Origin of the sequence: Hoeflea sp. CAU 1731 (assembly GCF_039888615.1) — a bacterium.
Lineage (GTDB): Bacteria > Pseudomonadota > Alphaproteobacteria > Rhizobiales > Rhizobiaceae > Flavimaribacter.
Genome location: NZ_JBDQQS010000021.1, coordinates 55399 through 78266, shown reverse-complemented (window position 1 = coordinate 78266; position 22868 = coordinate 55399). Strand labels below are relative to the sequence as shown.

Below are 22868 nucleotides of genomic sequence, written 5' to 3'. Positions count from 1 at the left end.
TCGCTGTGAGGACAGCGGCGGCGTTCTGTCAGAAACTCGGAAAGCCGCGCGCCGACCACTGGTCGCGGGGTATTGGCGCGCCGACGCGGTAGCTGAAATTCACCACTTTCGTAACATCCTCATCCACTTCGCAACGAAAAGCGAAGTCATACCATTGCCCCTGGCTTCGAAACGCAGCCTTGTCCGGCGCGAGCACCGTGCCAAAGGGCAGATCGAACGAGGGCAGCATCTCCGGCGGATAGGGCGGGCTGCTCGCCATCAACTGTCCGCGCATTTCCGTCACGCAGAGCAGGTTCGCCCGTTCGGATCGCGGCATGCCGTTCATCGCAGTCCGGACGCGCGGGCTTTCGAGCATGGTGTCTGAGTAAAGTTCCTCGGCGTGAGGCAGGTCGTCCGGCGTTCCGGCGGCGCCGCCGCTGGCAGTCGACGTTTGCGGGGCCGTCTCCGCCTCGGGCGCAACGAGAGCAAGTTTTTGCTCTTCAGCGATAATCCTTTCAACTGCGTCGCCGGTGTCCGCGGCAAGTTCAGGCTCCGCCACGGGTTCGGAGAGCTCCGGCAGGTCCATCGCTTGTTCCTTTGGGGAGTCGACGGCGTCTTCGCTGGTCTCGCTGGCCGCGGTCTGCGTCTCGGCGGGACCATCCGTCTCTGCGGCGCCAGTGTCCGCCTCGGGGTCGCCTTGCCGCTGCTTTGCGATACCATCACGATTGATCAAAGGTCCGCTGTCGGTCTCCCCGAACTCGGTTACCGGCTTCAACACCGGCATGGACTGCGCCGACTGGGCCATTTCCTGTTCTTCATCGACTTCTTCCACAGGAGGAGGCGCCGGTTCCTGCGGCGGGGCTTCGGCCGTGAAATCCTCCGGCAACTCAAGTTCTGGCTCTTCCGCTTCCGCTTGCGGAGGCGGAACCAGGTCGACCATCACGGCCTCGATCTCCGGATCATGCTCGCGGTGGATCAGTTGAAGCACAACGATCGCAAGAACAACGTGGACCAGCAGCGAGATGGCGACCGCTCCGTAGAACCATCTTGATCGCGCCGCCCCGATGACCGGAGCGTCCGGAATTTCATTCGTTACTTCCAAGTTCCAAAAACCCGTGCGTTACTGGGAAATGAGCATGATTTGGACGTTATTGGCAAATCGATAGTTAGGTTATCCCTGCCGACAGTGCGAGTGTGCGGCCGAGCAATTCTGCGTGTGGCGACACTTGTAATCAGAAAATGGCGATAAACCGGCAAAACTTGATGAGAGGCGGCATTGATGCGCGAATTTCCGTTTCGCCGGCGGAACAAGACAAAACAGCCCCGGCGAGTTGCGCCGGGGCTGAAGGTTTACGGGTTGGAGCAGCCAAATGCCGGTTGGAGAAGGCGTGGCGCCTCCGCTGCTCGCTTGAGGTCAATCACTGACCGGTTATGCGCGGCAGCGAGTCCGATTTCATGACAGCCGGAGGGTTCCATTTGCCAGTCAGAGCCTGAGTCTTCGGCGCATAGAGGCGCATGGTCAGGTTGAAAGGTCGCTTCGGCGCGGGCAGCCAGTTCGCCTCCTTGTCCTTGCCGGGGCTTTCGTTCTGAAAGTAGAGATCCAGCGAGCCGTCCGTATTGTATTCGAACGGCATCCAACTCGACACGGCGAAGCGATCGAGGCTGTTTGGAACCTGGTACCCCTCGCGATCGTAGAGGGTCACCGACCAGAAGCCGTCCGCCGGCGGAAGCTCGGATTTCTCGAAGTGCAGGACATAGTCGTTGACGCCGTCCAGAACCTTGCCTTCGCTGTCGGCCAGGTTCAGCGGATAGATTGCGTCCTGCGGCTGGTTCGCGCCCAGACCCACCTGCGTGATGATCGCGCGCTTGAGGTAATAGTTGCCGTAAACCCCCATCGTGTCGGTGTTCATCGACCAGTAGTTCACGACGGAAGCGAGCTTCGGCGTCTTCCACGCCATCAGTTCCTGAGCGGCTTTCGGCGCGCGCTCGATAGCCTGTTTGACGACAGGGTCAGCGCTGGAAACGTCGAAGCTTTCGCCTTGCTGCAATCCGAGCCTTTCCATTCGCGACAGGATCGGCTGATCCGTGTCATGCGGCGGATAGGTTTTCAGCAATTCGGCGGCGCGGGCGAAGAACGTCTCGCCGGACATCGTGTCCACCTGCACCTTCGGCGGCGTCTTCATGTCGATGTCCGGATTGACCGTCACCGTCGGAGCCGCCGAATCCTGCCCCCATTTCGACAGTGGGCTTATCTTGAGGCCGTCCTGGATCTTGTGAACAGCCGGATAGTCGTGCGGACCATCTGTCTTGATGCGGCCGATGACCCAGACATGGGGCGTCGGCGCGTCGATCCGCAGCGTGTTTTCCGGCAGCTTGTACTCCTCTGCGAGCTTGTCGCGCAGATCGGGTCGCCAATCGGGAGGAGTAATAAGCAGGGTCTGGGCTTCTGTGCCGGTCGTGCGCCAGCCGGGCGAGGCGAAGACGTCCGTCCACATGTCGAGCATCGGCAACAGATAGTACCGTCCATCCGTGTCCGGCACGGAGATAACGACCGGTTCTTCCGTCAGATCAAGCCACGCGCTGGAGTACAGCGTGTCGAAATTCGGCCTGACCACCGCCTCGTCGTCAGCCGACGGGTAGCTTCTGACATTGTTGAACCAGTTCGGAGGACCGCCATAGGACGAACCTCTCGCCGGCGCATTGGTCAATTGTTCACGGGTCAGATCCATAGTTACCAGCGAATAGAAGTAAAGATAGGCTTCTGTGGCGATGGCGTTGGCCTCCTCCTGCGTGATCGCCGCAGCCGGGGCTATGGCGCACGCCGTCGCTACGGCGGCTGACAGGCTCAAATTTCTGATACCGCGAAGCACTGCGGTTCCTAATGCAGACATGAAAATCTCCTCTCGGGTTCTTCCGTTCCAAGGTGTCGTGCGTGGATCAGTCAAACGATCGGATCGGAGCCCTGTGTTTCGAGCATCAACAGAATTTCGCGAGCGAGGTCTTCGACGAGCGCCTGGTACTCCGCCTTTCGGTTGACCGACGCAGCGCCGTTCGGCGTTGCGGCCCACCAGTCGAGAGCGTTTGTCGCATCGAGGAAATCTTCGCAGGCTTCCTGAAGTGCGTCGTTACGCTTCGTCAGTGATTCGATCTCGTCCTTCAGATGCGGAAATCGCCGAACGACGGCCAGCACGGCCTTGTCCATGAACGCCTATCCTCAATCATTCGCCTTTTCTCGCCCGGTTGTGGTAGGAGCAACACAGAAAACAGGGAAGGTGGCACAACAGATTCTACGTAGATGCTACACAGCTCTCATCTTTATACTGTATCAGTTTGCACTCCCGCCTCACCGGAAGACATGATAACCGGGATACTTGTTAAATGCAGAAGTCAGTCGTTCCATCAGCGGTCGAAATACGCGACGCCGTTGATCGAATATTGGCCAGCGGCGATTTTACGGCTTCCGATCGTGCGGGAAGTTTCCTGCGTTACATAGTCGAGGAGACAATCCAGGGTCGCGCCGATCGAATCAAGGCCTACAGCGTCGCAGTTGACGTATTCGGGCGGGACGAGTCATTCGATGCGCGAAACGACCCGGCTGTGCGCATCGAAGCGGCGCGACTGAGGCGCGCGCTCGAACGCTATTACCTCACCTCTGGCCAGAATGATGCAGTCGTCATCGACATCCCGAAAGGCGGTTACGTCCCGACTTTCTCCTGCAACGCGCAAACCGCGTCACGTCCGGTCGAGGACAAAACGGTCGGGCAAAGTTGGAGCCCTTCCGCATATCTCTACTGGGGCGCAGCCTGTGGGCTCTGCTGCTGGTCGCCGCCACGCTGGCGTTCGCTCTGACGCCTTGGCGGACGTCTTCGGGAGATGTGTCGGGACCGAAAGTTCTTGTTCTGCCGTTCGACAATCTCGGAGAGAGCGAAACGTCCTGGGTCTATGCCGCGGCGATCACCAACGAACTGATCGGCGCGCTTTCCCGCTTCAAGGAAATATTGGTTTATGGAAGCCAGACGTCGAGAGCTGCGTCCGGTGAATCGGTGGAGATGCTGCGGAGGGGGCTTGGCGTCGACTACGTGCTGGAAGGCAGCGCGCGGACGGCCGGTAATTCGGTTCGCGTTGGCGTCCGATTGATTGACGCCGACACACAAGCAGTCGTCTGGTCTGACAATTACGAGGAAAGCCTTTCAGCCGGCAATCTGTTTGCTATCCCCGCCGCCACGGCGGACGCTGTCGCTGCGGCTGTCGCCCAACCGCAAGGCGTCGTGTTGAACGCGCAAGGCGTCAACCGGCTCGAAAGGCCGCCGGACAATCTCGAAGCCTATCTTTGCAGCCTGCGCTATTATCTCTATCGAAGTGCGCCCGACAGGCGGACGCATAAAGAAATTCGCACGTGTCTGGAACACACAGTCGATCGTTTCCCGCGCTACGCAACGGCGTGGGCGTTGCTCGCGCACACAAGCATCGATGAAGTGCGGTTCGGGTACAACCGCCTGCCCGATGCGCTCGAACGTGCGTCCGAAGCTGCCAACTTGAGCGTTTCCATTGATCCGGGCAATGGCCGCGCCTTGCAGGCCCTCGCCACCATTTCGCTCTTAGCGCGCAATCCCGCCGAGGCGCGCGCTTTCGCCGAGCGGGCGCTTGCACTCAACCCCAATGACAGCGACCTTCTGGGACAAACCGGCCAGGTGTTCGGATTGTCGGGCGAAAAGGCGAAAGGCCGCGCGCTTCTGGAAAAGGCGCTGGCGCTAAACCCCGACAGGTCGGGTTTCTATCTCGGCGTGCTGGCGATCATCTGCTACATGCAGGAGGACTATGCGTGCGCAACATCCGCCATCGAGAAATCGAATGCACGCGAAGTGCCTGTCTATTACGGCGTCGCCGCGGTCATCTACGCGCAGACGGGTAAAGAGCAGAAGGCTCGCGACGCTGCGGATGCGTTCATGCGCCTGTCGCCGCAATTCGTACCGAACCTGTGGTCGGAATTGTCGGACAGAAGCATTCCGTTCAAGGATCAGCTTCATATCGCGGAAGGCTTTCGAAAGGCTGGCTTGAGCGTACCGCCGCCGCCCGACTAAGGGATCGCGAAAAAGGCGCCCCCGATCCGCTGGATCAGGGGCTGAGTGAAGCCGCAGGGCAAAGTCGAAAGGCAAAAAAATCAGGCGTCATTTCCGGTCGGTAAGCGCAGCGAGACAATCGTGCCGACGCCGGGTTTGGAGCGGATCTTCATGGCGCCGTCATGCAGCTCGGTGAGCGCCCGCGATATGGCGAGGCCAAGGCCCGATCCGCCCTTGCTCTTGGAAAACTGGTTCTGCACCTGTTCGAAGGGCTGGCCGATCTTGCGCAGGGCGGCGGCCGGAATGCCGATGCCCTTGTCCTCGATGGTCAGCGTGACGGCGTCCTTGTGACGGCGCGCGCGCACGGTGATGCGGCCGCCTTCGTCGGAGAATTTGAGCGCGTTGGACAGGAGATTAAGCAGGATTTGCTTGATGGCGCGCCGGTCTGCGAACAGCGCAAGGCCTTCCGCTATGTTCGATTTGATGGTGATTGACTTGTTTTCCGCCTGGATCGCGATCAGCCGCAGCGTCTCGTCGATCAGCGGCGCGATGTCGATCGTTTCCTGGTCCAGACGAAGCCGACCGGCCTCGATCTTCGACATGTCGAGAATGTCGTTGATGACGCCGAGCAGGTGCTTTCCGCTGCTGTGGATGTCGTCGGCGTATTCGCTGTACTTTTCTGAGCCGAGCGGACCGAACATCCGGTTCTGCAGGATTTCAGAGAATCCGATGATGGCGTTGAGCGGGGTGCGCAGCTCATGCGACATGTTGGCCAGAAACTCCGATTTCGCCTTGTTGGCGGCTTCGGCGCGATCCTTCTCCGCCAGGAATTTGGCGTTGAGCTCGGAGAGTTCCCCTGCTTTTTCCTTCAGCCGCGCTTGCGATGCGGACAGATCGCCGATCGTCGCCATCAGCCGGCGTTCGGATTCCTTCAGGCGGTCCTGGTGCCGCTTCAACTGGGTAATGTCCGTGCCGACGGAGACCGAGCCGCCGTCGCGGGTGTTGCGCTGGTTGATCTGAAGCCAGCGGCCGTCGGCAAGCTGTACGACCATGCTTCTGGCGCTTTCGCCGTGTTCGGAGGCGGCGACGCGCTGCTCCACCATCGGACGCCTGGCTGAGGCGAGCACCACAGCCTGGTCCGTTCCCGGAACGACGACTTCGTCTGGCAGGCCGAAGATGCGCTGATACTTGGTGTTGCACATGACGAGGCGATTGTCGCGGTCCCACAGAACGAAGGCTTCCGACGTGCTTTCGACGGCGTCGAAAAGACGCTGATCGGCCTCGGCCGTGCGCTGCACCAGCCGGTGCTGCTCGGTGACGTCCATGGCGATGCCGATCACGTGGAGCGAGGAGGCGCTCTGCGTCACCTGCGCTCTGGCGCGCATCAGCAGGTAATGGCCGTCGGCGTGGCGCATGCGGAACATCTGGTCGATCTGGTTGCTTTTACCGGTCTCGATCGCCGCGACGATATCGTAGAGGCTCTCGTCGTCGGGATGCATCATGGCCTGGACGTCTTCGAAGTCCAGCACGCAGTCGCGCGGCGGCAGTCCAAGGATTTCGTACATCGAGGCCGACCAGTAGATCCGGCCCATGTCGAGATCCCAGTCCCACAGGCCGCACCGTCCGCGCGACAGCGCCGTATCGACCCGGTGATGCGCTTCGAGATAGATCTCGTCGGCGTCGCGGGCGCGGGACGCCTGGGTGAAATAGGCGTAAAGGATGACAAGCAGGATGCTGGAGGTCGCCGCAAACAGCGTGACATTCAGCGATACCTGTTGCTTCCAGGGCTTCAACACCATGGACACCGGCGTGAAGGCTGCGATCAGTCCGAGTTCGTTGGTGGAAACGGCCGCATAATACTCGTCGCCGTCGACGGACAGCGTGTGAACGCCGGCGCGGGTCCCGAAAATCCGCAGCTGCGGCGCGTCCCGCAGAAGCATGTCGATGCGCCGGCCAATGAATTCGCCGCCATTGGCGGTCGCCGCGTAGACATCGCCGCGTTGGCTGGCGACCACCAGGAACCGCCCGTCATGCATCAGGTCTGGCGGCAGGCTATCGGCGAGATGGCTTTCGGCGCGCCAGCGATATTTGAGAGAATTCATGTCTGGCGATGTCGCCAGCGCAGCCGATCCGGCGAGCGCCGTCAATGCCGTCGCCTGTCGCGCCGTGTCCTCGATGGCGCTGCGATCCTGCAGCAGATCGAGAAAGCGCGCCGCCGCGACGACGAACAGAAAGGCGACGATGAGAACGGGAATGGATTTTCTGAGATAGGGTTCGGCCTTGATCAGGCGACCGTAGGCTGGTTTGGCGAAGAGTTTGGCGGGCCCTGCGAGATCAGGGTTCCAACCCTGCGCTCTCGCAAATCCGAACAGATTCTCCCCGTCAGCAGCGCTACCGCTTCGCGCTTCCGCCATCAAATCCACCTTTTGGCTTCAAGTGATTCGGATGCCGCTTCCCCCGAATCTACCCTAATGAATCAAAGGTGATTCGCCTTGTCCAGCCCCAAAGTTAAATCTTTTTTAACCATATATTTTTGCACGCGAAATTCGGATTCCACTCGGAGTCTCAGGACTCTAGGCAGTTCCGCTTGCGTGAAAATCCACAATCGGACGAACGAACCCGGCGGAGAAAACGTTGCTAGTCGTCACCGATCATCCGGTCGACGATGTCGCGCACATCCGTTGAAAGTGTCTCGACGCCGGCAATTTTGCGCAGCGCGTCAAGAGCTTTTTCACGCCTTGCCGGTTCAAGCGACCGCCAGGAACGCATCGCCGTCAACAACCGCGCCGCCACCTGGGGATTGAGCGGATCGAGATCGATGACGATCCCGGCAAGGAAATCGTATCCCTTGCCGTCCGCGCGATTGAAGCCGGTGGGATTGCCGCTCGCATAGGCGCCGATCAGCGACCGCACGCGGTTCGGATTGGAGAGCTGGAAATGCGGGGTGTCCATGAGCGCCCTTACACGTGACAGGGCGTCGGCTTCGGGAATTGTCGCCTGAACGGTCAGCCACTTGTCGATGACGAGGGGATTGTCGCGGTGCCGCGCCTCGAAATCGGCGAGCGCTTCCTCCGCCTCCGGCGACTGCCCGAAGCGATGCGCCAGCATCGCCAGCGCTCCGCTGAGCAGCGTCATGTTGTCGGCGGATCGATACAGCGAAAGGGGGCCTGACGGATCGCCGGACGCGAAAGCCAGATGTGACGTGCAGGCGAGAAAAAGCGCGCGGTCGCCGGCGCTTGCCGCATCGGGCGAATAGTCGCCGGTGGGCCGGGTTTCGGCGGCGATCTCTTCGAAGAGGTCCCGACCCTCGATTGCGATCTGCGCGACGAGCGCCTCGCGTGCTTCGTGGATGGCGTCCGGGTTGATGTCATTTCCGATTTCGCGCGCGATGTCGGTTTCGCCGGGCAGGGTGATGGCGTGCGCCCGGAAGGCCGCCTCGAGGGAACGGTCGGCGAGCACGGAGAACAGGCAGTCTGTCAGCTCGCGGTTGGCCGGCGCGGTCTGGCCGGCTCCAGTCTCTTCGGCGGCGCTGACGAGATGCCGCATCGCCAGTTCATTGAGCGCCTGCCAGCGTGAAAACAGGTCGGTTTCGATGCGGGCGAGTTGGGCGAGTTCGCGGTCGGATTGCTGCTGCCTGATGTTGACGGGCGCCGAAAAGCTGCGGTTGACGGAAATCGCCGGCCGGCTTTTGACGCCCGTGATGCGCACCGTGTGGCTGCGCTCTCTCAGGTTCAGCACGTCGCCATCGGCCTCGATGCCTTCGATCGACGTCGGACTGGCCGGCTCGCCATTGCTTTCGAACAGACCGACGCGCAGCGGAATGTGCATCGGCTGTTTCGATGGCTGGCCCGGCGTTGGCGGTATCGATTGCTCCAGCTCCAGCCGGAGGGTCTGGGTCGCCGGCTCGTATTGCGAGGCCACCGTAATTTCAGGCGTCCCGGCCTGTTCGTACCAGAGGAAAAACTGGTCGAGGTTTTTGCCGGAGACCTCGGCGAAGCAGGCGACGAAATCCTCGATGGTCGCTGCGTCGCCGTCATGGCGTTCGAAATAGAGGTCCATCCCCTTTTTGAAATCGGCCCGTCCGAGCAGTGTTTCGATCATGCGGACGACTTCCGATCCCTTTTCGTAGACGGTCGCCGTGTAGAAATTGTTGATCTCGCTGTATTTGCGCGGCCGCACGGGATGGGCGAGCGGGCCGCTGTCCTCGGGAAACTGATGCGCCTTGAGGAGACGGACTTCGGCGATGCGCTTGACGGCGCGCGAGCGCATGTCGGCGGAGAATTCGTGATCGCGATAGACCGTCAGCCCTTCCTTCAGGCAGAGCTGAAACCAGTCGCGGCACGTGATGCGGTTGCCGGTCCAGTTGTGGAAATACTCGTGGGCGATGATCGCTTCGATATTGGCGTAGTCGACGTCGGTCGCCGTATCGGGGTCCGCAAGGACGTATTTGTCGTTGAAGACATTGAGCCCCTTGTTCTCCATCGCGCCCATGTTGAAATCCGACACGGCGACGATCATGAAGATGTCGAGATCATATTCGCGGCCGAAGCGTTCCTCGTCCCATCGCATCGACCGCTTGAGCGCATCCATTGCGTAGGCGGCCCGCTCTTCCTTGCCGTGCTCGACATAGATGGCGAGCTTGACCTTGCGGCCCGACGCGGTGGTGAAGCTGTCTTCCACGACGCCGAGATCTCCGGCGACGAGGGCGAAGAGGTAGCTCGGCTTCGGATGCGGATCGTTCCAGGTGATGAAATGCCTGCCATTGTCGAGCAGCCTGCTGTCGACCGGATTGCCGTTGGAAAGGAGCAGCGGCGCGGCCTTGGCGTCTGCCCGGATGGTCGTCGTGTAGACGGCGAGCACGTCCGGCCGGTCCAGGAAATAGGTGATGCGGCGAAAGCCTTCCGCCTCGCACTGGGTGCAGTAGACGCCATTGGTGCTGTAGAGGCCCATCAGCTTGGTGTTCGACGCAGGCGCGATGGCCGTGACGATTTCGATGGTGAATTCACCTGCTGTCGGCAGACCGCGGATTTCCAGGCGGTCCGGTGAGACAGCGTGCGGTTCGGCGTCGACGCTGTCGATCTTCAGCGAGACGAATTCGAGTTCGTCGCCGTCGAGCGTCAGCGGCGCGTCGCTGTTGACGCCCGGACGACGCGACATCGCGATCGTGCTCGTGACGACGGTCCTTTGCGGGTCGAGATCGAAAGCCAGGTCGACGGTGGAGATCACAAAGTCGGTCGGCCGGTAATCTTCAAGGCGGATTTCGTGTTGAGAAGTTTCGATGTTCATGGCCGTTCCGTCCTTGCGTCTGTCACGTTGAGGCGATGCGGACGCGCGTCCGGCGCCTCGACTGTTTCGCAGTCTGGTTATTGATTATCAGTAAAGATGACAAGGCGGCGATTGCGTCCTATACTCATGCCAGACAATCAGCGCCCGATCGGCTCGCAACAATCAGATACAGGTTTTTTTAATGAATGCTGTCACACCGAAATTCGGCGTAGGCGCCTCTGCGCTTCGGAAGGAAGACGATTCCCTGGTGCGGGGAACCGGAAATTACAGCGACGACGTCAATCCTGATGGCCAGTTATTCGGTTATGTCGTGCGTTCTCCCTATGCAAGCGCGACGTTCAAGATCGAATCGGTGGAGGAAGCAGCGGCGTCCGAAGGCGTGCGTCTGATCCTCACCGCCGCCGACCTGACGCATCTCGGCCCGCTCAAGTGCCATGCCGGCGTCAAGCAGGCCGACGGCACGGCGCATGAGGTGCGGGAATGTCCGGTGCTTTGCGCGGACCGGGTGCGCTTCGTCGGCGACGCCGTGGCGTTCATCGTCGCAGACAGCCACCGGCAGGCGCAGGACGCCGCCGAACTGATAGAAATCGACTGGCAGGATAAGGACGCTGTCGCAACGACTGGCGAAGCGTTGAAGGAAGACGCTGCGCTGGTGTGGCCGGAGCTTGGAACGAACCGCGTCTATCTCTATCATCAGGGCGACGCGGAAGCGACGGAGAAGGCTTTCGCAGAGGCCGATCACATCACTGAAATCGAATTCGAAAACACACGTCTGGTGGCGAACTACATGGAGCCGCGCGCGGCCGTCGCCGAGTGGGACGAGGCGAAGGAAAACGCCACGCTGTGGACCGGCACCCAGGGCGTCCATCATATTCAGAACTCGCTTTCCTCCTTTACCTTTCCCATGGAAAAGGATCACTTGCGCGTCGTCACCGGCGACGTGGGCGGCGGTTTTGGCACGCGTGTTCATGTGTTCCGGGAATATCCGCTGGTGCTGGAAGCGTCCAAGAGGCTCGGCAAGCCGGTGAAATGGGTGTCGGATCGCTCAGAGCACTTTGCGGTCGATTTCCATGGTCGCGACAATCTGGTCAAGGCCTCTATGGCGCTCGATTCCGAAGGCCGCTTCACGGCGCTGAAGATCGAAGTGAAAGCCAATCTCGGCGCATATCTCAGCGGTTTCGGTCCATTCGTGCCGACGCTGGGCGCAATCATGGCGACCGGCGTCTACGACATCCAGACCCACGACATGACCATCGAGGCGGTCTACACGAACACTGTTTCGGTGGACGCCTATCGCGGAGCGGGACGGCCGGAGGCCGCGCTTCTGCTCGAGCGGCTCGTCGACGCCTGCGCGCGCGAACTCGGGATGGATCCGACGGAAATCAGGCGTCGCAACTTCATCAAGCCGGAACAGTTTCCCTATCGCACCGCCGCCGGTCGTCTCTATGACGTCGGCGAATTCGCGGGCCATATGGACGCCGCGATGGAGCGCGCCGATCGGGCGGGCTTCGAGGCGCGCGCCGAGGAGGCAAAGAGCCGCGGCCGTATCCGTGGTTTCGGCTTTTCGACCTATGTGGAGGCTTGCGCCTTCGCAGGCTCGGAACCGGCTTTCATGGAGCTCGGCAAGGACGGGACGATCACGCTGCATATCGGCACCCAGGCGAACGGGCAGGGACACATCACCGCCTACAGCCAGTTCATCGCCGAAAAGATCGGCATCGATTTCGACAAGATCAAGGTCAAGCAAGGCGACACGAAGGATCTCGCCGCCGGTGGCGGCACGGGCGGATCGCGCTCGATACCGCTTGGCGGCGTATCGGTAAACCGCGCAAGCGAAGTCCTGTCGGAAAAGATGCGCAAGATCGCGGCCGAGGAACTGGAGGCAGCGCCCGACGACATCGAGCTTGTCGACGGCGAAGCCCGCATCGTCGGCACCGACCGGCGGATGTCCTATGCAGACATTGCGGACAAGGCCAAGGATCCCGAAGACCTGAAGGCGATGGGCGACGTCAAGCAGGACGAGGCAACCTATCCGAACGGCACCCATGTATGCGAACTGGAAATCGATCCGGAAACGGGCGTCACCGAAATCGTGAATTACACGATTGTGGATGATTTCGGCGTGATCGTGAATCCCGTCCTGCTGCTCGGTCAGATCCATGGCGGCGCGGTGCAGGGCATCGGCCAGTGCCTGTTGGAGCACGCGATCTATTCCGAGGACGGACAGCTCCTGACGGCGTCATTCATGGATTACGCAATGCCGCGGGCGGACAACATGCCGTCCTTTGACTTTTCCACTCGCAACGTCCCGTCGACCACCAATGCGATGGGCATCAAGGGCGCAGGCGAGGCCGCCACCATCGGCTCCTGTCCGGCTGTTCTCAACGCCGTTGTCGACGCGCTGGACCGCGCCTACAATATCAGGCATATCGAGATGCCGACGACGCCCTTGCGGGTCTGGACGGCGATCCAGCAGGCCGGCGGATAAAGCGCACGTCGCGATCCTGCTGATTTCGGGTAGCCTATCCGCCAGCTCCCTGCGCGAAAGCCTCGCCTGGCCTCCCGGAACATTCGTTATGGCGCATAAAGCAATTCGCCGCGCCCGGCAGAAGCCGGGCCGGAGTTCGCGGGACTCGCACTGTTGGACAAGAAGCCGGTCGTCTTCGACGACGCCACACACACCAATCCTCTTCTAGGTATTGCGCTGAAAATCGCCTCGATTGTCGCGTTTCTCGGCATGGTGACCTGCATCAAGGAAGTCGGTGAAAGGGTGCCGGCCGGGCAGGTCGTCTTCTTTCGATCTTCGGTGGCGATGGTTCCGATTCTTCTCTATCTCGCTTTGCGCGGGCAGCTTCATACGGCGTTCTACACCAGACACCTGTTTTCACATTTCTGGCGAGGCCTCATCGGCGTCAGCGCAATGGCTCTGAGTTTCATCGGCATCGTGCTTCTGCCGCTGCCTGACGCTGTGGCGCTCGGCTACGCCAGGCCTCTGATCATGGTGGTGCTGGCCGCGACCGTTCTGGGCGAGACAATCAGGGTCTACCGCTGGTCGGCGGTTGCGGTCGGCCTGGTCGGGGTCGTGGTCATTTCCTGGTCGAAACTGACCTTGCTTGAAGGCGACTGGGAGGACGGACAGGCGCTCGGAGTTGTTGTCACGCTTGTTTCGGCGGTTCTCGCAGGCTTCGTTTCAATTCTCGTACGCCGGCTGATCCAGACCGAAAGAACGCCGACGATCGTGCTTTACTTTTCGCTGTCGGCGTCGCTGTTGTCGCTGGCCACGCTTCCGTTCGGCTGGGTGGCGCTGGACATGACCACCCTGTGGCTGCTGCTTGCCTCCGGCGTTTTCGGCGGCATCGGCCAGATATTGCTGACGCAGAGTTACCGGTTCGCGGAAGTGTCGACCATCGCGCCGTTCGAATACACCTCGATCATCGGCGCAATCATCGTCGGTTATTTCCTGTTCGGGGATATTCCCGAGATTTCGATGCTTGTCGGCACCAGCATTGTCGTCGCCGCGGGCATATTCATCATCCTTCGCGAACACCGGCTTGGCATCGAGCGCAGGAACGAACGCAAGGTCCATACGCCGAACGGCTGATTTCGGTTTGGGGCAGGCTGCTAAAAAGTAAGCTGCACCTTGACGGATCGGGTCCGGTCTCCGGCGGCCTCGAAGGCTGCGAGAGCGTCATCGAACGGATAGGTCCCGGTGATGATCGGTTTCACGTTGATCGCGCCCGAATTGATCAGGCCGACGGCTTCCGCGAACTCCTCGTGAAACCTGTGCGTGCCGACAAATTCGATCTCCTTGCCCACAATCATGTTGAGCGGCACGGTCACGTCGCCGGCGACCCCGACCTGGACGATCCGTCCGCCTGCACGCACGCAGGAGATGGCGGTGCGTATCGCTGGATTGGCGGCCGAACACTCGAACGCGACATCGAAGTATCCCTTGTCCGCCGCATAAGCGTCCATCGCTTCCGGTTCGTCGGCGACGTTCACGCAACGAGTCGCGCCCATCTTTTCAGCAACCGCGAGCGTCGCGTTCTGCAGATCGGTCACGACCACCTCGCTCGCGCCAGAATGAGCGGCGACAGCTGCGCACAGAGCGCCGATCGGGCCAGCGCCGGTCACCAGCACTTTGGCGCCGTTCAGCCGACCGGCATGCTTGCCCGCATGCACGCAGACCGCCAGCGGTTCCGAACAGGCGGCTTCGCCGATCGATACGTGATCCTCGACGGCGACGCATTGTTCCGCGGCCACGACCATGTATTCACGAAATCCACCCTGCTCGTGCGGCATACGCATGGCCGATCCGAGGAAGCGCATCTCGAGGCAATGATTGTACATGCCGCGATCGCAATAGACGCAGTGGCCACAGGGATGACTTGGATTGATCGCAACGCGGTCGCCCGCTGCGAGGGAGGAAACACCTTCACCGGCTTTCACGACGACGCCGGCGATCTCGTGCCCGAGTATGATCGGCTGCCGGACGCGCACCGGCCCGAAGCCACCGTCGTGGTAGTAGTGCAGGTCGGAGCCGCATATGCCGCCGGCGCCCATATGGATTAACACTTCGCCGGGACCGGGTTCGCCAACCGGTTCGGTGTCGATCCTGATATCGTGGCGGGCGTGCAGTTTGCAGACACGGGTTTTCATCGGGGGCGTTCCTCAATCAAACATGACGGACGGCAACCAGGTCGCCAGCGCCGGAATGTAGGAAACCAGAAGCAGAACCAGAATGTTCGTCAGGAGAAACGGCGCGATCGCCCTGATGACGGGCGTGAGCGGCAGCTTCGCGATGTTGGCGCAAATGAAAAGACAGACCCCGACGGGAGGCGTCGTCAGGCCGATCATCAGGTTGAGCACGGCGAAGGTGGCGAAATGAAGAGGGTCGATGCCTACGCCCTGCGCCAGCGCCAGCAACGGCACGAAAAGAATGATCAGCGCCGCTATGGTTTCCATGAACATGCCGACGATCAGCAAAAGGATGTTGATCAGAAGGATCACGAGAAACTTGTTTTCGGTGAACGACAGGACGCCGGAGGCAATCATCTGCGGTATGCGCTCCGAAACGAGGATCCAGCCAAATACATTCGCAAAGCCCACAAGCGCGAGAATGGCGGCGGATGAAACCGCGCTGTCGACGATGATCCTGGGGACATCCCTGAGTTTTAGTTCGCGGTAGATGAACTTGCCCACCACGAACGCGTAGACGCTGGCGACGACCGCGGTTTCGGTCGGCGTCGCGATGCCGGACATAAGGCCGCCAATGATCAGCGCCGTCATGGCGATGGCCCAGAATGCGCCGATGAACGACTTGCCAAGCTCGCCGAGGCCGCGCCATGGCTGCCTGGGGAAATTTCTGCGGACCGCAATGATGTACACCGTCGCCATCATCGCAAGGCCCATCAGGACGCCCGGAATGGCGCCCGCCATGAACATGCGCCCGACCGAGATGCCGGAGAGCGCCCCAACGATGATCATCGGCACCGAAGGTGGAATGATCGGGCCCACCGTCGAGGAGGCCGCCGTCACCGCCGCTGAAAAGTCGGCCGGATATCCCGCCTTCTTCATGCCGGGGATCATCACGCCCCCGATCGAGGCGGCGTCGGCGACAGCGGTTCCGGAAATCCCGCCGAAAAGCATTGATCCCGCCACATTGGTCAGGCCAAGCCCGCCGCGCGCCCATCCGACGAGCGCATTGGCGAACCGGACGATGCGTTCGGTGATGCCGCCACTGTTCATGAGATTACCGGCGAGGATGAATCCTGGAATGCAAAGAAGTACGAACACGTCGATGCCGGCGTACATCTTCTGCGGCATCACGACGAGCGGGATACCAGCAGACAGCAGGTAGGAAGCCGAGGCAAGGCCGAGCGTAACCGCGACTGGAATGCCAAAGACCAGTCCGCCTGCGAATACGCCAATAAGGAGTGCGAGGCTCATTAGTGTTCTTCTTCCAACCTGTTATGAGGCAGGCCGTTGGACAGGCCGAAAAGCATCGACAGGGCCCTGGCCGATGCGAAAATCAGCAGCGAGACGATGAGCACGAGCGTGCTGGCGTGAATGAGGTCCATGCGCCAACCGAGAGCCGGAGAGGTCTGCATGGCGCCGATGGACGTGAATTTCCAGGCGGGCAGGACAAGCATGGCGCAGAGGAGGGCCGTGGCCACCGCACCGAGAAACCGCAATCGCCTCGGCCATGCGCCGGGCAGCGACTCGGCGATGATGTCGACATTGACGAGGTCGCCGCTTCTCAACGAAAGCCCCGCGCCGAACGCAGCAAGATACAGCAGCGCGAACCGGGTCAGTTCTTCCGTCCAGACCGGCGAATTGAGAAACACGGATCGGCCCAGAACCTGAATCAGGACGGCCCCCATCAGCACGAAAAACGCCGCTCCGGTCGCGAAACGGCTGATGGTCACGATTGCTGAAATCACACTGCGCATCTTGCCAGCCAGTCAATGCGCGGGCGCCGGAAACAGGCTCTCCGGCGCCCGCGTTTCATTTATTGAGCGAAGAAGCCTTCGACGATCGGCTTGATTTCGTCATTGACGTTGGCGAGCACTGCGTCCTTGGCCTTTGCCTGGAAGGCCGCGCCATCGACTTCGACGAAGGTCATGCCTTTGGACTCGAGGAACGCGCGATCTTCGCTGAGGGAAGCGTTGAACAGCTCGCGCTCATAGGCCTGGGCGGCGGCGGCGGCTTCGATGACCGCTTCCTTGTCCGCGTCGGACAGCTTGTTCCAGGTCGATTCCGCAATCGTCAGGTAGATCCAGGAACGCACGTGATCGGTCATGTTCACGTATTTCTGGACTTCGTAGAAGTTGGCCGAACGAATGAGCGCCAGCGGATTTTCCTGCGCCTCGATGGTGCCGTTCTGGAGCGAGGTGAAGACTTCGGAGAAGGCCATCGGTCCGGGATTTGCGCCCAGCGCTTTCCAGACGTCCACGAACAGGGGCACGTTCGGCACGCGCATTTTCAGACCATTGAGATCATCCGGCGACGCGATCGGGCGGTTTGACGTGAGATCGCGCGGTCCGCGCGCGAAATAGGCGATGGGACGGATCTGGACCTTTTCGATGATCTGCGCCTTGATCTGCTCACCGATTTCGCCGGAAGCGACTTCGTCCATGTTTTCGATCGACGAATAGGCGTAGGGAACGGCGAGCAGCGCCGCCATCGGGGCCCAGTTCTGCAGCGTTTCGCCGGTGATCGTCATGTCGACGGTGCCGAGCTGCATGCCGTTGATCAGGTCGACTTCCTTGCCGAGCGACTCGTTGGCGTAGACTTCGACCTCGATGCGGCCGTCGGTCAGGCGGCTCAGTTCCTCGCCGAATTTGACAGATGCCTTGTGCCAGGGGTTTTCCTCGTTGGCGAGGTGTCCCAGCTTGAGGGTCATGTCGGCGGCAAGCGCCGATGTTGCAAGCAGTCCGGCGGCGAGAGCGCCGATGATTGATTTACCGAGTACAGACAGTTTCATTGTTTCCTCCTTGGGTGGTGCTTATCGGGTTGAGGCCGTTATGGCCGGTTCTCGAAGAACTCCGGGTTTGCTTTCTCGATTGCGGGAAGATCGTTCAGGATTTCGCGCAGATGACCGCGAATGGCGGCCTCCGCCTCATTCCTGTCACGCCTGGCGATTGCCTCGACGATCGCGGCATGCTGGGCGATGAGCTTGGTCACGGGAAATCGCATCATGGACAGGTGGCGCACCCGGTCCATTTGCGACTTCAGGCCCTCCAGGTGCTTCCAGACCCTTGCCTTTCCGGCGAAGTCCGCAAGCAATGCGTGAAAGCGCTCGTCGAGTTCCATGAAACGGACCGGGTCGCTTTCAGCCTGCCGCTGAGCGCTGATTTCATGTCGCAATTTTGCAACCGTTTCGGGAGTCACGCTGTCGGCGAGCTGCTTGACGATATCGGCTTCCACCGCCTCGCGCACGAAGCGGGCGTCCATCACTGATTCGCCATCGATTTTTCGAACAAGTGTCCCGCGTTGGGGACGGATTTCCACCAGTCCTTCTTCAGAGAGCTTGATGAAAGCTTCGCGCACGGGCTGGCGGCTGGTCGCATATTCGGAGGCGATTTCGGACTCTGAAATCCGGATTCCAGGCTCAAGATCGTTGCTGATGATCCGGTCGCGCAGGATCCGGTAGATCTGCGGTCCCACCGCAATTCCGAAATCGAGCATCTGCCGACGCTTGTGCTGGATCGTCATCTGGAGCCTCCTCGAGCAGCGATTACACCATACTTCCATACTAGTCAATAAGCCTGATTTCTGCTAGACAGCCAGAAAGCTTGACAAAGGGAGGTAAGCCAATGATGCGAAGTGATTGGCGACGCCTGTCGAAAAAATGCCTAGGCATAAACGGATAAAAAGATGCGACAAACATGGCGCTGGTTCGGCCCTCACGACCAGGTGACTGTTGACGACATGCTGCAGGCAGGCGTGGAGGGCGTGGTGACGGCTCTCCATCACGTGCCGACCGGCGCCGTGTGGACGGCTGAGGAAATCAGAAAAAGACAGCAGGACATTGCGATGCAAACGGACGGCGCTGCGTCCAGTCTTGTCTGGGAAGTCGTCGAAAGCCTGCCTGTGTCGGAAGACATCAAGAAGAAGAACGGCGACTGGCGCAGCCACTACGACGCCTACAAATCGAGCCTGCGCAATCTGGCTGAAGCGGGTATCGAGACCATTTGCTACAATTTCATGCCGGTTCTGGACTGGACGCGCACGGACCTTGCCTGGCGCGTGCCGGGCGGCGCGACCTGCATGCGTTTTGACTACGCCGTATTCGCCGCCTTTGACATATTCATTCTCGAACGAAAGGGCGCGACGCAAGACTATCCCGAAGACGTCGTCGCGATGGCGTCCGACCATCATGCGCAGATGAGCGACGCGGAGCGCGCGGCTCTGGCGAAGAACGTCGTGTTTGGTCTGCCGGGCGCCGCGGAAAGCTTTTCTCTGGAGGACGTGCGCCGGCATCTGGCCGAATACGACCACATCCCACAGGAGGCGCTGAGACAAAATTTTGTGGACTTCCTCTCTGAAGTCGTCCCGGTCGCCGAGGATCTGGGCCTTCGCATGTGCTGCCATCCTGATGATCCGCCATTCGATCTGCTGGGCCTTCCGAGACTGATGTCCACCGAGGATGATTACCGATACATGATGGATGCGGTTGATCTGCCTGCAAACGGCATCACGCTTTGCACCGGTTCGCTGGGCGCCCGTCCTGACAATGACTTGCCGGGAATGATGGAGCGACTGGGCGATCGCGTTCACTTCCTGCATCTGCGCAACGTCAAACGCGAAGCCGACGGTGTCCGCGGCTCTTTCTACGAGGCCGAACACCTGGGGGGCGACACCGATATGGTGGCTGTCATCGCCGCGGCGCTGCGCGAGGAAGAGCGGCGGCGCAAGGCCGGCCGAAAGGACTGGTCGATCCCGATGCGTCCCGACCATGGTCAGAACATCCTCGACGACCACAATCGAAAAGCGCAGCCGGGGTATCCGGCGATCGGACGATTGAAAGGTCTCGCCGAACTGCGCGGCGTCGCCGCAGCGCTGTCGCATGGCTCACTGCGCGACATCGCTCCGTCGGGTGAGCAGTGACCGGACCGCAAAAACGTCTGACGGCGCTCGCGGACGTCACAGGTCCGGCGCGCCGTCCCGGATATGATCCGGCGGATCATGGGTGCGGAATCGTGCATCTGGGAACCGGCGCCTTCCATCGCGCCCACCAGGCCGTTTACACCGACGATGCGCTGAGCGAGGCGGGTGGAGACTGGCGCATCGTGGGCGTCAGCCTGCGAAGCCCGGCGATCGCCGACGCCATGAATCCCCAGAGCGGATTGTACACGCTCATCGAGCGCGGCGTTGATGGCGTGTCCGGACGCGTTGTCGCTTCGATTGATCGGGTGATCGCCGCGACACGCGACAGCGATGCGCCTCTCGCTGCGCTTGCAAGGCCGCAAACGCGGGTCGTCACATTGACCGTGACTGAAAAGGCCTACGGCATTGATCGCAAGGCCATGGCCGTTGATCCGCTTCATCCGGCGATCGCCGCGGATCTCGCCAGTCCGCACACGCCTGCCGGCGCTATCGGTCTGATCGTCGAGAGCCTCCGTCGCCGACGAGAAAACAATATAGCGCCCTACACTGTGCTGTGTTGCGACAATCTGCCGGAAAACGGCGAACTCCTCCGCGCAGGCGTTGTGGATTTCGCCAACCGGATCGATCCGGATCTTGCGTCGTGGATCAGGGAGAGCGTTTCCTTTCCCTCGTCGATGGTCGACCGGATAACGCCGGCGCCGACTGAAGCGACCTATAAGGAAGCAACTCGCCTGACAGGGTGCAGGGACCTGGCCGCAGTCGAGACGGAACCCTTCAGCCAATGGGTGATCGAAGATCGCTTTACCGCGGGGCGTCCGGCCTGGGAGATAGGCGGAGCTCTTTTTGTAGACGGTGTGCGACCCTATGAAATGATGAAGCTGCGCATGTTGAACGGCGCGCATTCCATGCTGGCTTACACGGGTTTTCTAGCGTCACGCGCCTATGTTCGCGACGTGATGGCCGACGACGATCTTTCTCTTCTGGTCGACCGGCATATCCAGGCCGCCCAGCAAACGCTGCCACCGGTTTCGGATTTCGATCTCGATCAATATCGCCGTGATCTCGTCACACGATTCGAAAACCCGGCCATCGCGCACGAAACCCGCCAGATTGCGATGGACGGCACCGAGAAGCTGCCTCAGCGCATTCTCGCCCCCGCAATGGACACCCTCAGGGCGCATGGCGACCTGCGTCCGTTTGCATTTACCGTTGCGGCATGGATGCGATACTGTCTGGGGCGGAAAGATGACGATGCCCGCTTTGCCCTGCGGGATCCGCGCGAGCATGAAATTCACGACGCGATAGCAGGTCTTTCGACGGCGCGTGACATCGCCGACGCGCTCCATGGTCTTCCCGGTCTTTTCGATCCCGTGCTTGCCGAAAACCAGGCCTGGCGCTCGCTTGTCGCCGACAGGCTCCAGACCATGCTTGAATGCGGAGTGCGCCTTGCGGTTGGCAAGGAAGCGGAGTTCGTCCGGTCCGTCTGACGACAGAATCGGCGCCTCCGGACGTCCTGCGGCAAACGCCAAAACTGTCCGTTGAATCAGACCTCTGCCTTAAGCTGTGTCGGCGTTTTCCTCCGGATCAATGTCGACGCGCGGGTCGAGTTCGTAGGTTTGCGGCGTCTGGTTGCGCGTGACCGGTATAGGCTGGAACTCGACCCTTTCCTCTTCGGTCGCGCGCTCCCTGCGGTAGCTGCGATAAAGCGAATGCAGAGCATAGGCCAGGAAGCCCAGGCCAATAACGATGAACATCGCGAAGGGGCCCATCTGATCCATCAGGGCGCCGGAGATCATTGGGCCGACGATCGTCCCGATGCCGTAGACGATGAGCAGGCCGCTCGAGATGACGACGAATTCGTGCGCTTCGGCTTGGTCGTTGGCGTGGGCGACGCTCAGGGCGTAGATTGGAAACAGCACGGTTCCGAGCATGAACATGATCGCGAAGAAGACATAAAGGTTGCTGGTTCCGAACAGCATCGCGAGAACGCACATGAAAGCGCCGACGCCTCCGGCGAACGCCATGACGTAGCGGCGATCCATGCGGTCCGACATTCTGCCAAGTGGAATCTGGAGCAACGCCCCGCCGAACATGGCGAGCGCCAGCATGGTTGCGCCCGAAGCTGTGGAAAGGCCGCTCAGTTGCGCATAGACGGGCGCCAGGTTGAGCCAGCTACCGCCGATGACGCCTGCAAGCAGACAGCCGATCACCGCGGCGGGCGATGTCAGGTAAAGCTGCTTCAGGTTAATGGACACCTGCGTCAGCGGCTGCGGCGACTGCGCGTTGGACAGGCCTGTCGGGATCAGCGCCATGGCGTAGATCACGGCGCAGACCATGAACAGGGTCGGCAACATGGGATTGCCGAGCGGAACCATGTATTGGCCAGCCATCAATCCGATCATGGACACGACCATATAGACCGAAAAGACGGCGCCGCGCGTCTCGTTGGTCACCCGTTCGTTGAGCCAGCTTTCGATCACCATATAGCCGCCGGCGATCGAAAATCCTGCGATGCCGCGAATGAGGATCCAGGCGGGGATGTCGACGATAAGTGCATGCATGAGCAGCGATATCGACATGAGCGCAGCCAGAACCGCAAAGACGCGTACATGGCCGACGCGCAGCACCATGCGCGGGACCACGATGCATCCCAGCGTGAAGAAGAGCGAATAGCTCGTCGCGATCATCGAAATATGGAATGTCGACCAGCCTTCGCCCACCGCGCGAAGCGGCAGGAGATAGCCGGCCAGACCGCCGCCGATCATCATGAAGAATACGGACAATAGCAGGCTTGCTACGGGCAACAGATTGCGGGCCATATCAAATCAGTCCTTGCCTGAAACTGAGTTCAATTCGGTGGAAGCTCCGTTTTCGCAGCGAGTCGGCTGTGGATCCCTGTCGACGAATCGGACGGATACCTTTAACGCTTTC

17 protein-coding genes are annotated in these 22868 nt (G+C 60.7%); 6 read left to right on the top strand and 11 right to left on the bottom strand.

Annotated features, from left to right (window positions below):
* Positions 1-28: 28 nt before the first annotated feature.
* The 3 genes from AAFN47_RS24705 to AAFN47_RS24695 all read right to left on the bottom strand — a co-directional run bounded on the left by AAFN47_RS24705 (position 29) and on the right by AAFN47_RS24695 (position 3181).
* The gene (locus tag AAFN47_RS24705) at positions 29-1081 is read right to left on the bottom strand and encodes a DUF930 domain-containing protein (RefSeq protein ID WP_499811938.1); all 1053 of its coding nucleotides are present in this window, start codon (positions 1079-1081) and stop codon (positions 29-31) included.
* 316 nt (positions 1082-1397) lie between these two features.
* The gene (locus AAFN47_RS24700) at positions 1398-2870 is read right to left on the bottom strand and encodes a DUF1254 domain-containing protein (RefSeq protein WP_499811937.1); all 1473 of its coding nucleotides are present in this window, start codon (positions 2868-2870) and stop codon (positions 1398-1400) included.
* Positions 2871-2920: 50 nt separating this feature from the next.
* Entirely contained in the window at positions 2921-3181 is a 261-nt protein-coding gene (locus AAFN47_RS24695) for a hypothetical protein (RefSeq protein WP_499811936.1), read from the bottom strand.
* A 176-nt stretch (positions 3182-3357) separates the two neighbouring features.
* Between AAFN47_RS24695 and AAFN47_RS24690 the strand changes: the two genes are divergently transcribed.
* A complete protein-coding gene (locus tag AAFN47_RS24690) occupies positions 3358-3828 on the top strand; it encodes a hypothetical protein (protein ID WP_499811935.1) in 471 nt (156 codons plus the stop codon).
* Positions 3747-5060, top strand: coding sequence for a hypothetical protein (locus AAFN47_RS24685; protein ID WP_499811934.1), 1314 nt, complete (start codon positions 3747-3749; stop codon positions 5058-5060). Before AAFN47_RS24690 ends, AAFN47_RS24685 begins: the two co-directional genes overlap by 82 nt.
* A gap of 80 nt (positions 5061-5140) precedes the next feature.
* On the opposite strand, the gene AAFN47_RS24680 is transcribed toward AAFN47_RS24685, so the two are convergent.
* On the bottom strand, positions 5141-7453 hold the full coding sequence (locus tag AAFN47_RS24680; RefSeq protein WP_499811933.1) for a PAS domain-containing sensor histidine kinase: 2313 nt from the start codon (positions 7451-7453) through the stop codon (positions 5141-5143).
* Between the two features lie 223 nt (positions 7454-7676).
* Positions 7677-10325 (bottom strand): aminopeptidase N, encoded by a 2649-nt coding sequence (gene pepN, locus AAFN47_RS24675; RefSeq protein ID WP_499811932.1) that lies wholly within the window; start codon positions 10323-10325, stop codon positions 7677-7679.
* Positions 10326-10506: 181 nt separating this feature from the next.
* On the opposite strand from pepN, the gene AAFN47_RS24670 reads away from it, so the two are divergent.
* Both AAFN47_RS24670 and AAFN47_RS24665 read left to right on the top strand, forming a co-directional pair.
* Positions 10507-12813 carry a xanthine dehydrogenase family protein molybdopterin-binding subunit gene (locus tag AAFN47_RS24670; protein ID WP_499811931.1) on the top strand — a complete coding sequence of 769 codons (2307 nt, stop codon included), beginning with the start codon at positions 10507-10509 and terminating at the stop codon, positions 12811-12813.
* A 153-nt stretch (positions 12814-12966) separates the two neighbouring features.
* The gene (locus AAFN47_RS24665) at positions 12967-13926 is read left to right on the top strand and encodes a DMT family transporter (protein WP_499811930.1); all 960 of its coding nucleotides are present in this window, start codon (positions 12967-12969) and stop codon (positions 13924-13926) included.
* Between the two features lie 20 nt (positions 13927-13946).
* On the opposite strand, the gene AAFN47_RS24660 is transcribed toward AAFN47_RS24665, so the two are convergent.
* The 5 genes from AAFN47_RS24660 to AAFN47_RS24640 are packed head-to-tail and all read right to left on the bottom strand — an operon-like array spanning position 13947 to position 18542.
* On the bottom strand, positions 13947-14984 hold the full coding sequence (locus AAFN47_RS24660) for an L-idonate 5-dehydrogenase (protein WP_499811929.1): 1038 nt from the start codon (positions 14982-14984) through the stop codon (positions 13947-13949).
* A 12-nt stretch (positions 14985-14996) separates the two neighbouring features.
* Complete coding sequence (locus tag AAFN47_RS24655) at positions 14997-16274, bottom strand: TRAP transporter large permease (protein WP_499811928.1); 1278 nt, start codon at positions 16272-16274, stop codon at positions 14997-14999.
* Positions 16274-16777 carry a TRAP transporter small permease gene (locus AAFN47_RS24650; protein ID WP_499811927.1) on the bottom strand — a complete coding sequence of 168 codons (504 nt, stop codon included), beginning with the start codon at positions 16775-16777 and terminating at the stop codon, positions 16274-16276. The genes AAFN47_RS24655 and AAFN47_RS24650 overlap by 1 nt, the downstream gene beginning before the upstream one ends.
* 59 nt (positions 16778-16836) lie before the next feature.
* Positions 16837-17811, bottom strand: coding sequence for a TRAP transporter substrate-binding protein (locus AAFN47_RS24645; protein ID WP_499811926.1), 975 nt, complete (start codon positions 17809-17811; stop codon positions 16837-16839).
* A 38-nt stretch (positions 17812-17849) separates the two neighbouring features.
* Positions 17850-18542 (bottom strand): GntR family transcriptional regulator, encoded by a 693-nt coding sequence (locus AAFN47_RS24640; protein WP_499811925.1) that lies wholly within the window; start codon positions 18540-18542, stop codon positions 17850-17852.
* 162 nt (positions 18543-18704) lie between these two features.
* Between AAFN47_RS24640 and uxuA the strand changes: the two genes are divergently transcribed.
* Together uxuA and AAFN47_RS24630 are read left to right on the top strand one after the other, a co-directional pair.
* Entirely contained in the window at positions 18705-19937 is a 1233-nt protein-coding gene (uxuA, locus tag AAFN47_RS24635) for a mannonate dehydratase (protein WP_499811924.1), read from the top strand.
* Complete coding sequence (locus tag AAFN47_RS24630) at positions 19934-21424, top strand: mannitol dehydrogenase family protein (protein ID WP_499811923.1); 1491 nt, start codon at positions 19934-19936, stop codon at positions 21422-21424. The genes uxuA and AAFN47_RS24630 overlap by 4 nt, the downstream gene beginning before the upstream one ends.
* A 69-nt stretch (positions 21425-21493) precedes the next feature.
* Here AAFN47_RS24630 and AAFN47_RS24625 read toward each other — a convergent pair whose 3' ends face one another.
* On the bottom strand, positions 21494-22756 hold the full coding sequence (locus AAFN47_RS24625; RefSeq protein ID WP_499811922.1) for an MFS transporter: 1263 nt from the start codon (positions 22754-22756) through the stop codon (positions 21494-21496).
* Between the last annotated feature and the right edge of the window lie 112 nt (positions 22757-22868).

Bases quoted from the DNA above. Each gene is read 5' to 3' on its own strand.
- AAFN47_RS24640 (WP_499811925.1), bottom strand. From the start codon at position 18,542: ATGACGATCCAGCACAAGCGTCGGCAGATGCTCGATTTCGGAATTGCG.
- AAFN47_RS24655 (WP_499811928.1), bottom strand. From the start codon at position 16,274: ATGAGCCTCGCACTCCTTATTGGCGTATTCGCAGGCGGACTGGTCTTT.
- AAFN47_RS24690 (WP_499811935.1), top strand. From the start codon at position 3,358: ATGCAGAAGTCAGTCGTTCCATCAGCGGTCGAAATACGCGACGCCGTT.
- AAFN47_RS24650 (WP_499811927.1), bottom strand. From the start codon at position 16,777: ATGCGCAGTGTGATTTCAGCAATCGTGACCATCAGCCGTTTCGCGACC.
- AAFN47_RS24660 (WP_499811929.1), bottom strand. From the start codon at position 14,984: ATGAAAACCCGTGTCTGCAAACTGCACGCCCGCCACGATATCAGGATC.
- AAFN47_RS24695 (WP_499811936.1), bottom strand. From the start codon at position 3,181: ATGGACAAGGCCGTGCTGGCCGTCGTTCGGCGATTTCCGCATCTGAAG.
- AAFN47_RS24700 (WP_499811937.1), bottom strand. From the start codon at position 2,870: ATGTCTGCATTAGGAACCGCAGTGCTTCGCGGTATCAGAAATTTGAGC.
- uxuA (WP_499811924.1), top strand. From the start codon at position 18,705: ATGCGACAAACATGGCGCTGGTTCGGCCCTCACGACCAGGTGACTGTT.
- AAFN47_RS24645 (WP_499811926.1), bottom strand. From the start codon at position 17,811: ATGAAACTGTCTGTACTCGGTAAATCAATCATCGGCGCTCTCGCCGCC.
- AAFN47_RS24680 (WP_499811933.1), bottom strand. From the start codon at position 7,453: ATGGCGGAAGCGCGAAGCGGTAGCGCTGCTGACGGGGAGAATCTGTTC.
- pepN (WP_499811932.1), bottom strand. From the start codon at position 10,325: ATGAACATCGAAACTTCTCAACACGAAATCCGCCTTGAAGATTACCGG.
- AAFN47_RS24670 (WP_499811931.1), top strand. From the start codon at position 10,507: ATGAATGCTGTCACACCGAAATTCGGCGTAGGCGCCTCTGCGCTTCGG.
- AAFN47_RS24625 (WP_499811922.1), bottom strand. From the start codon at position 22,756: ATGGCCCGCAATCTGTTGCCCGTAGCAAGCCTGCTATTGTCCGTATTC.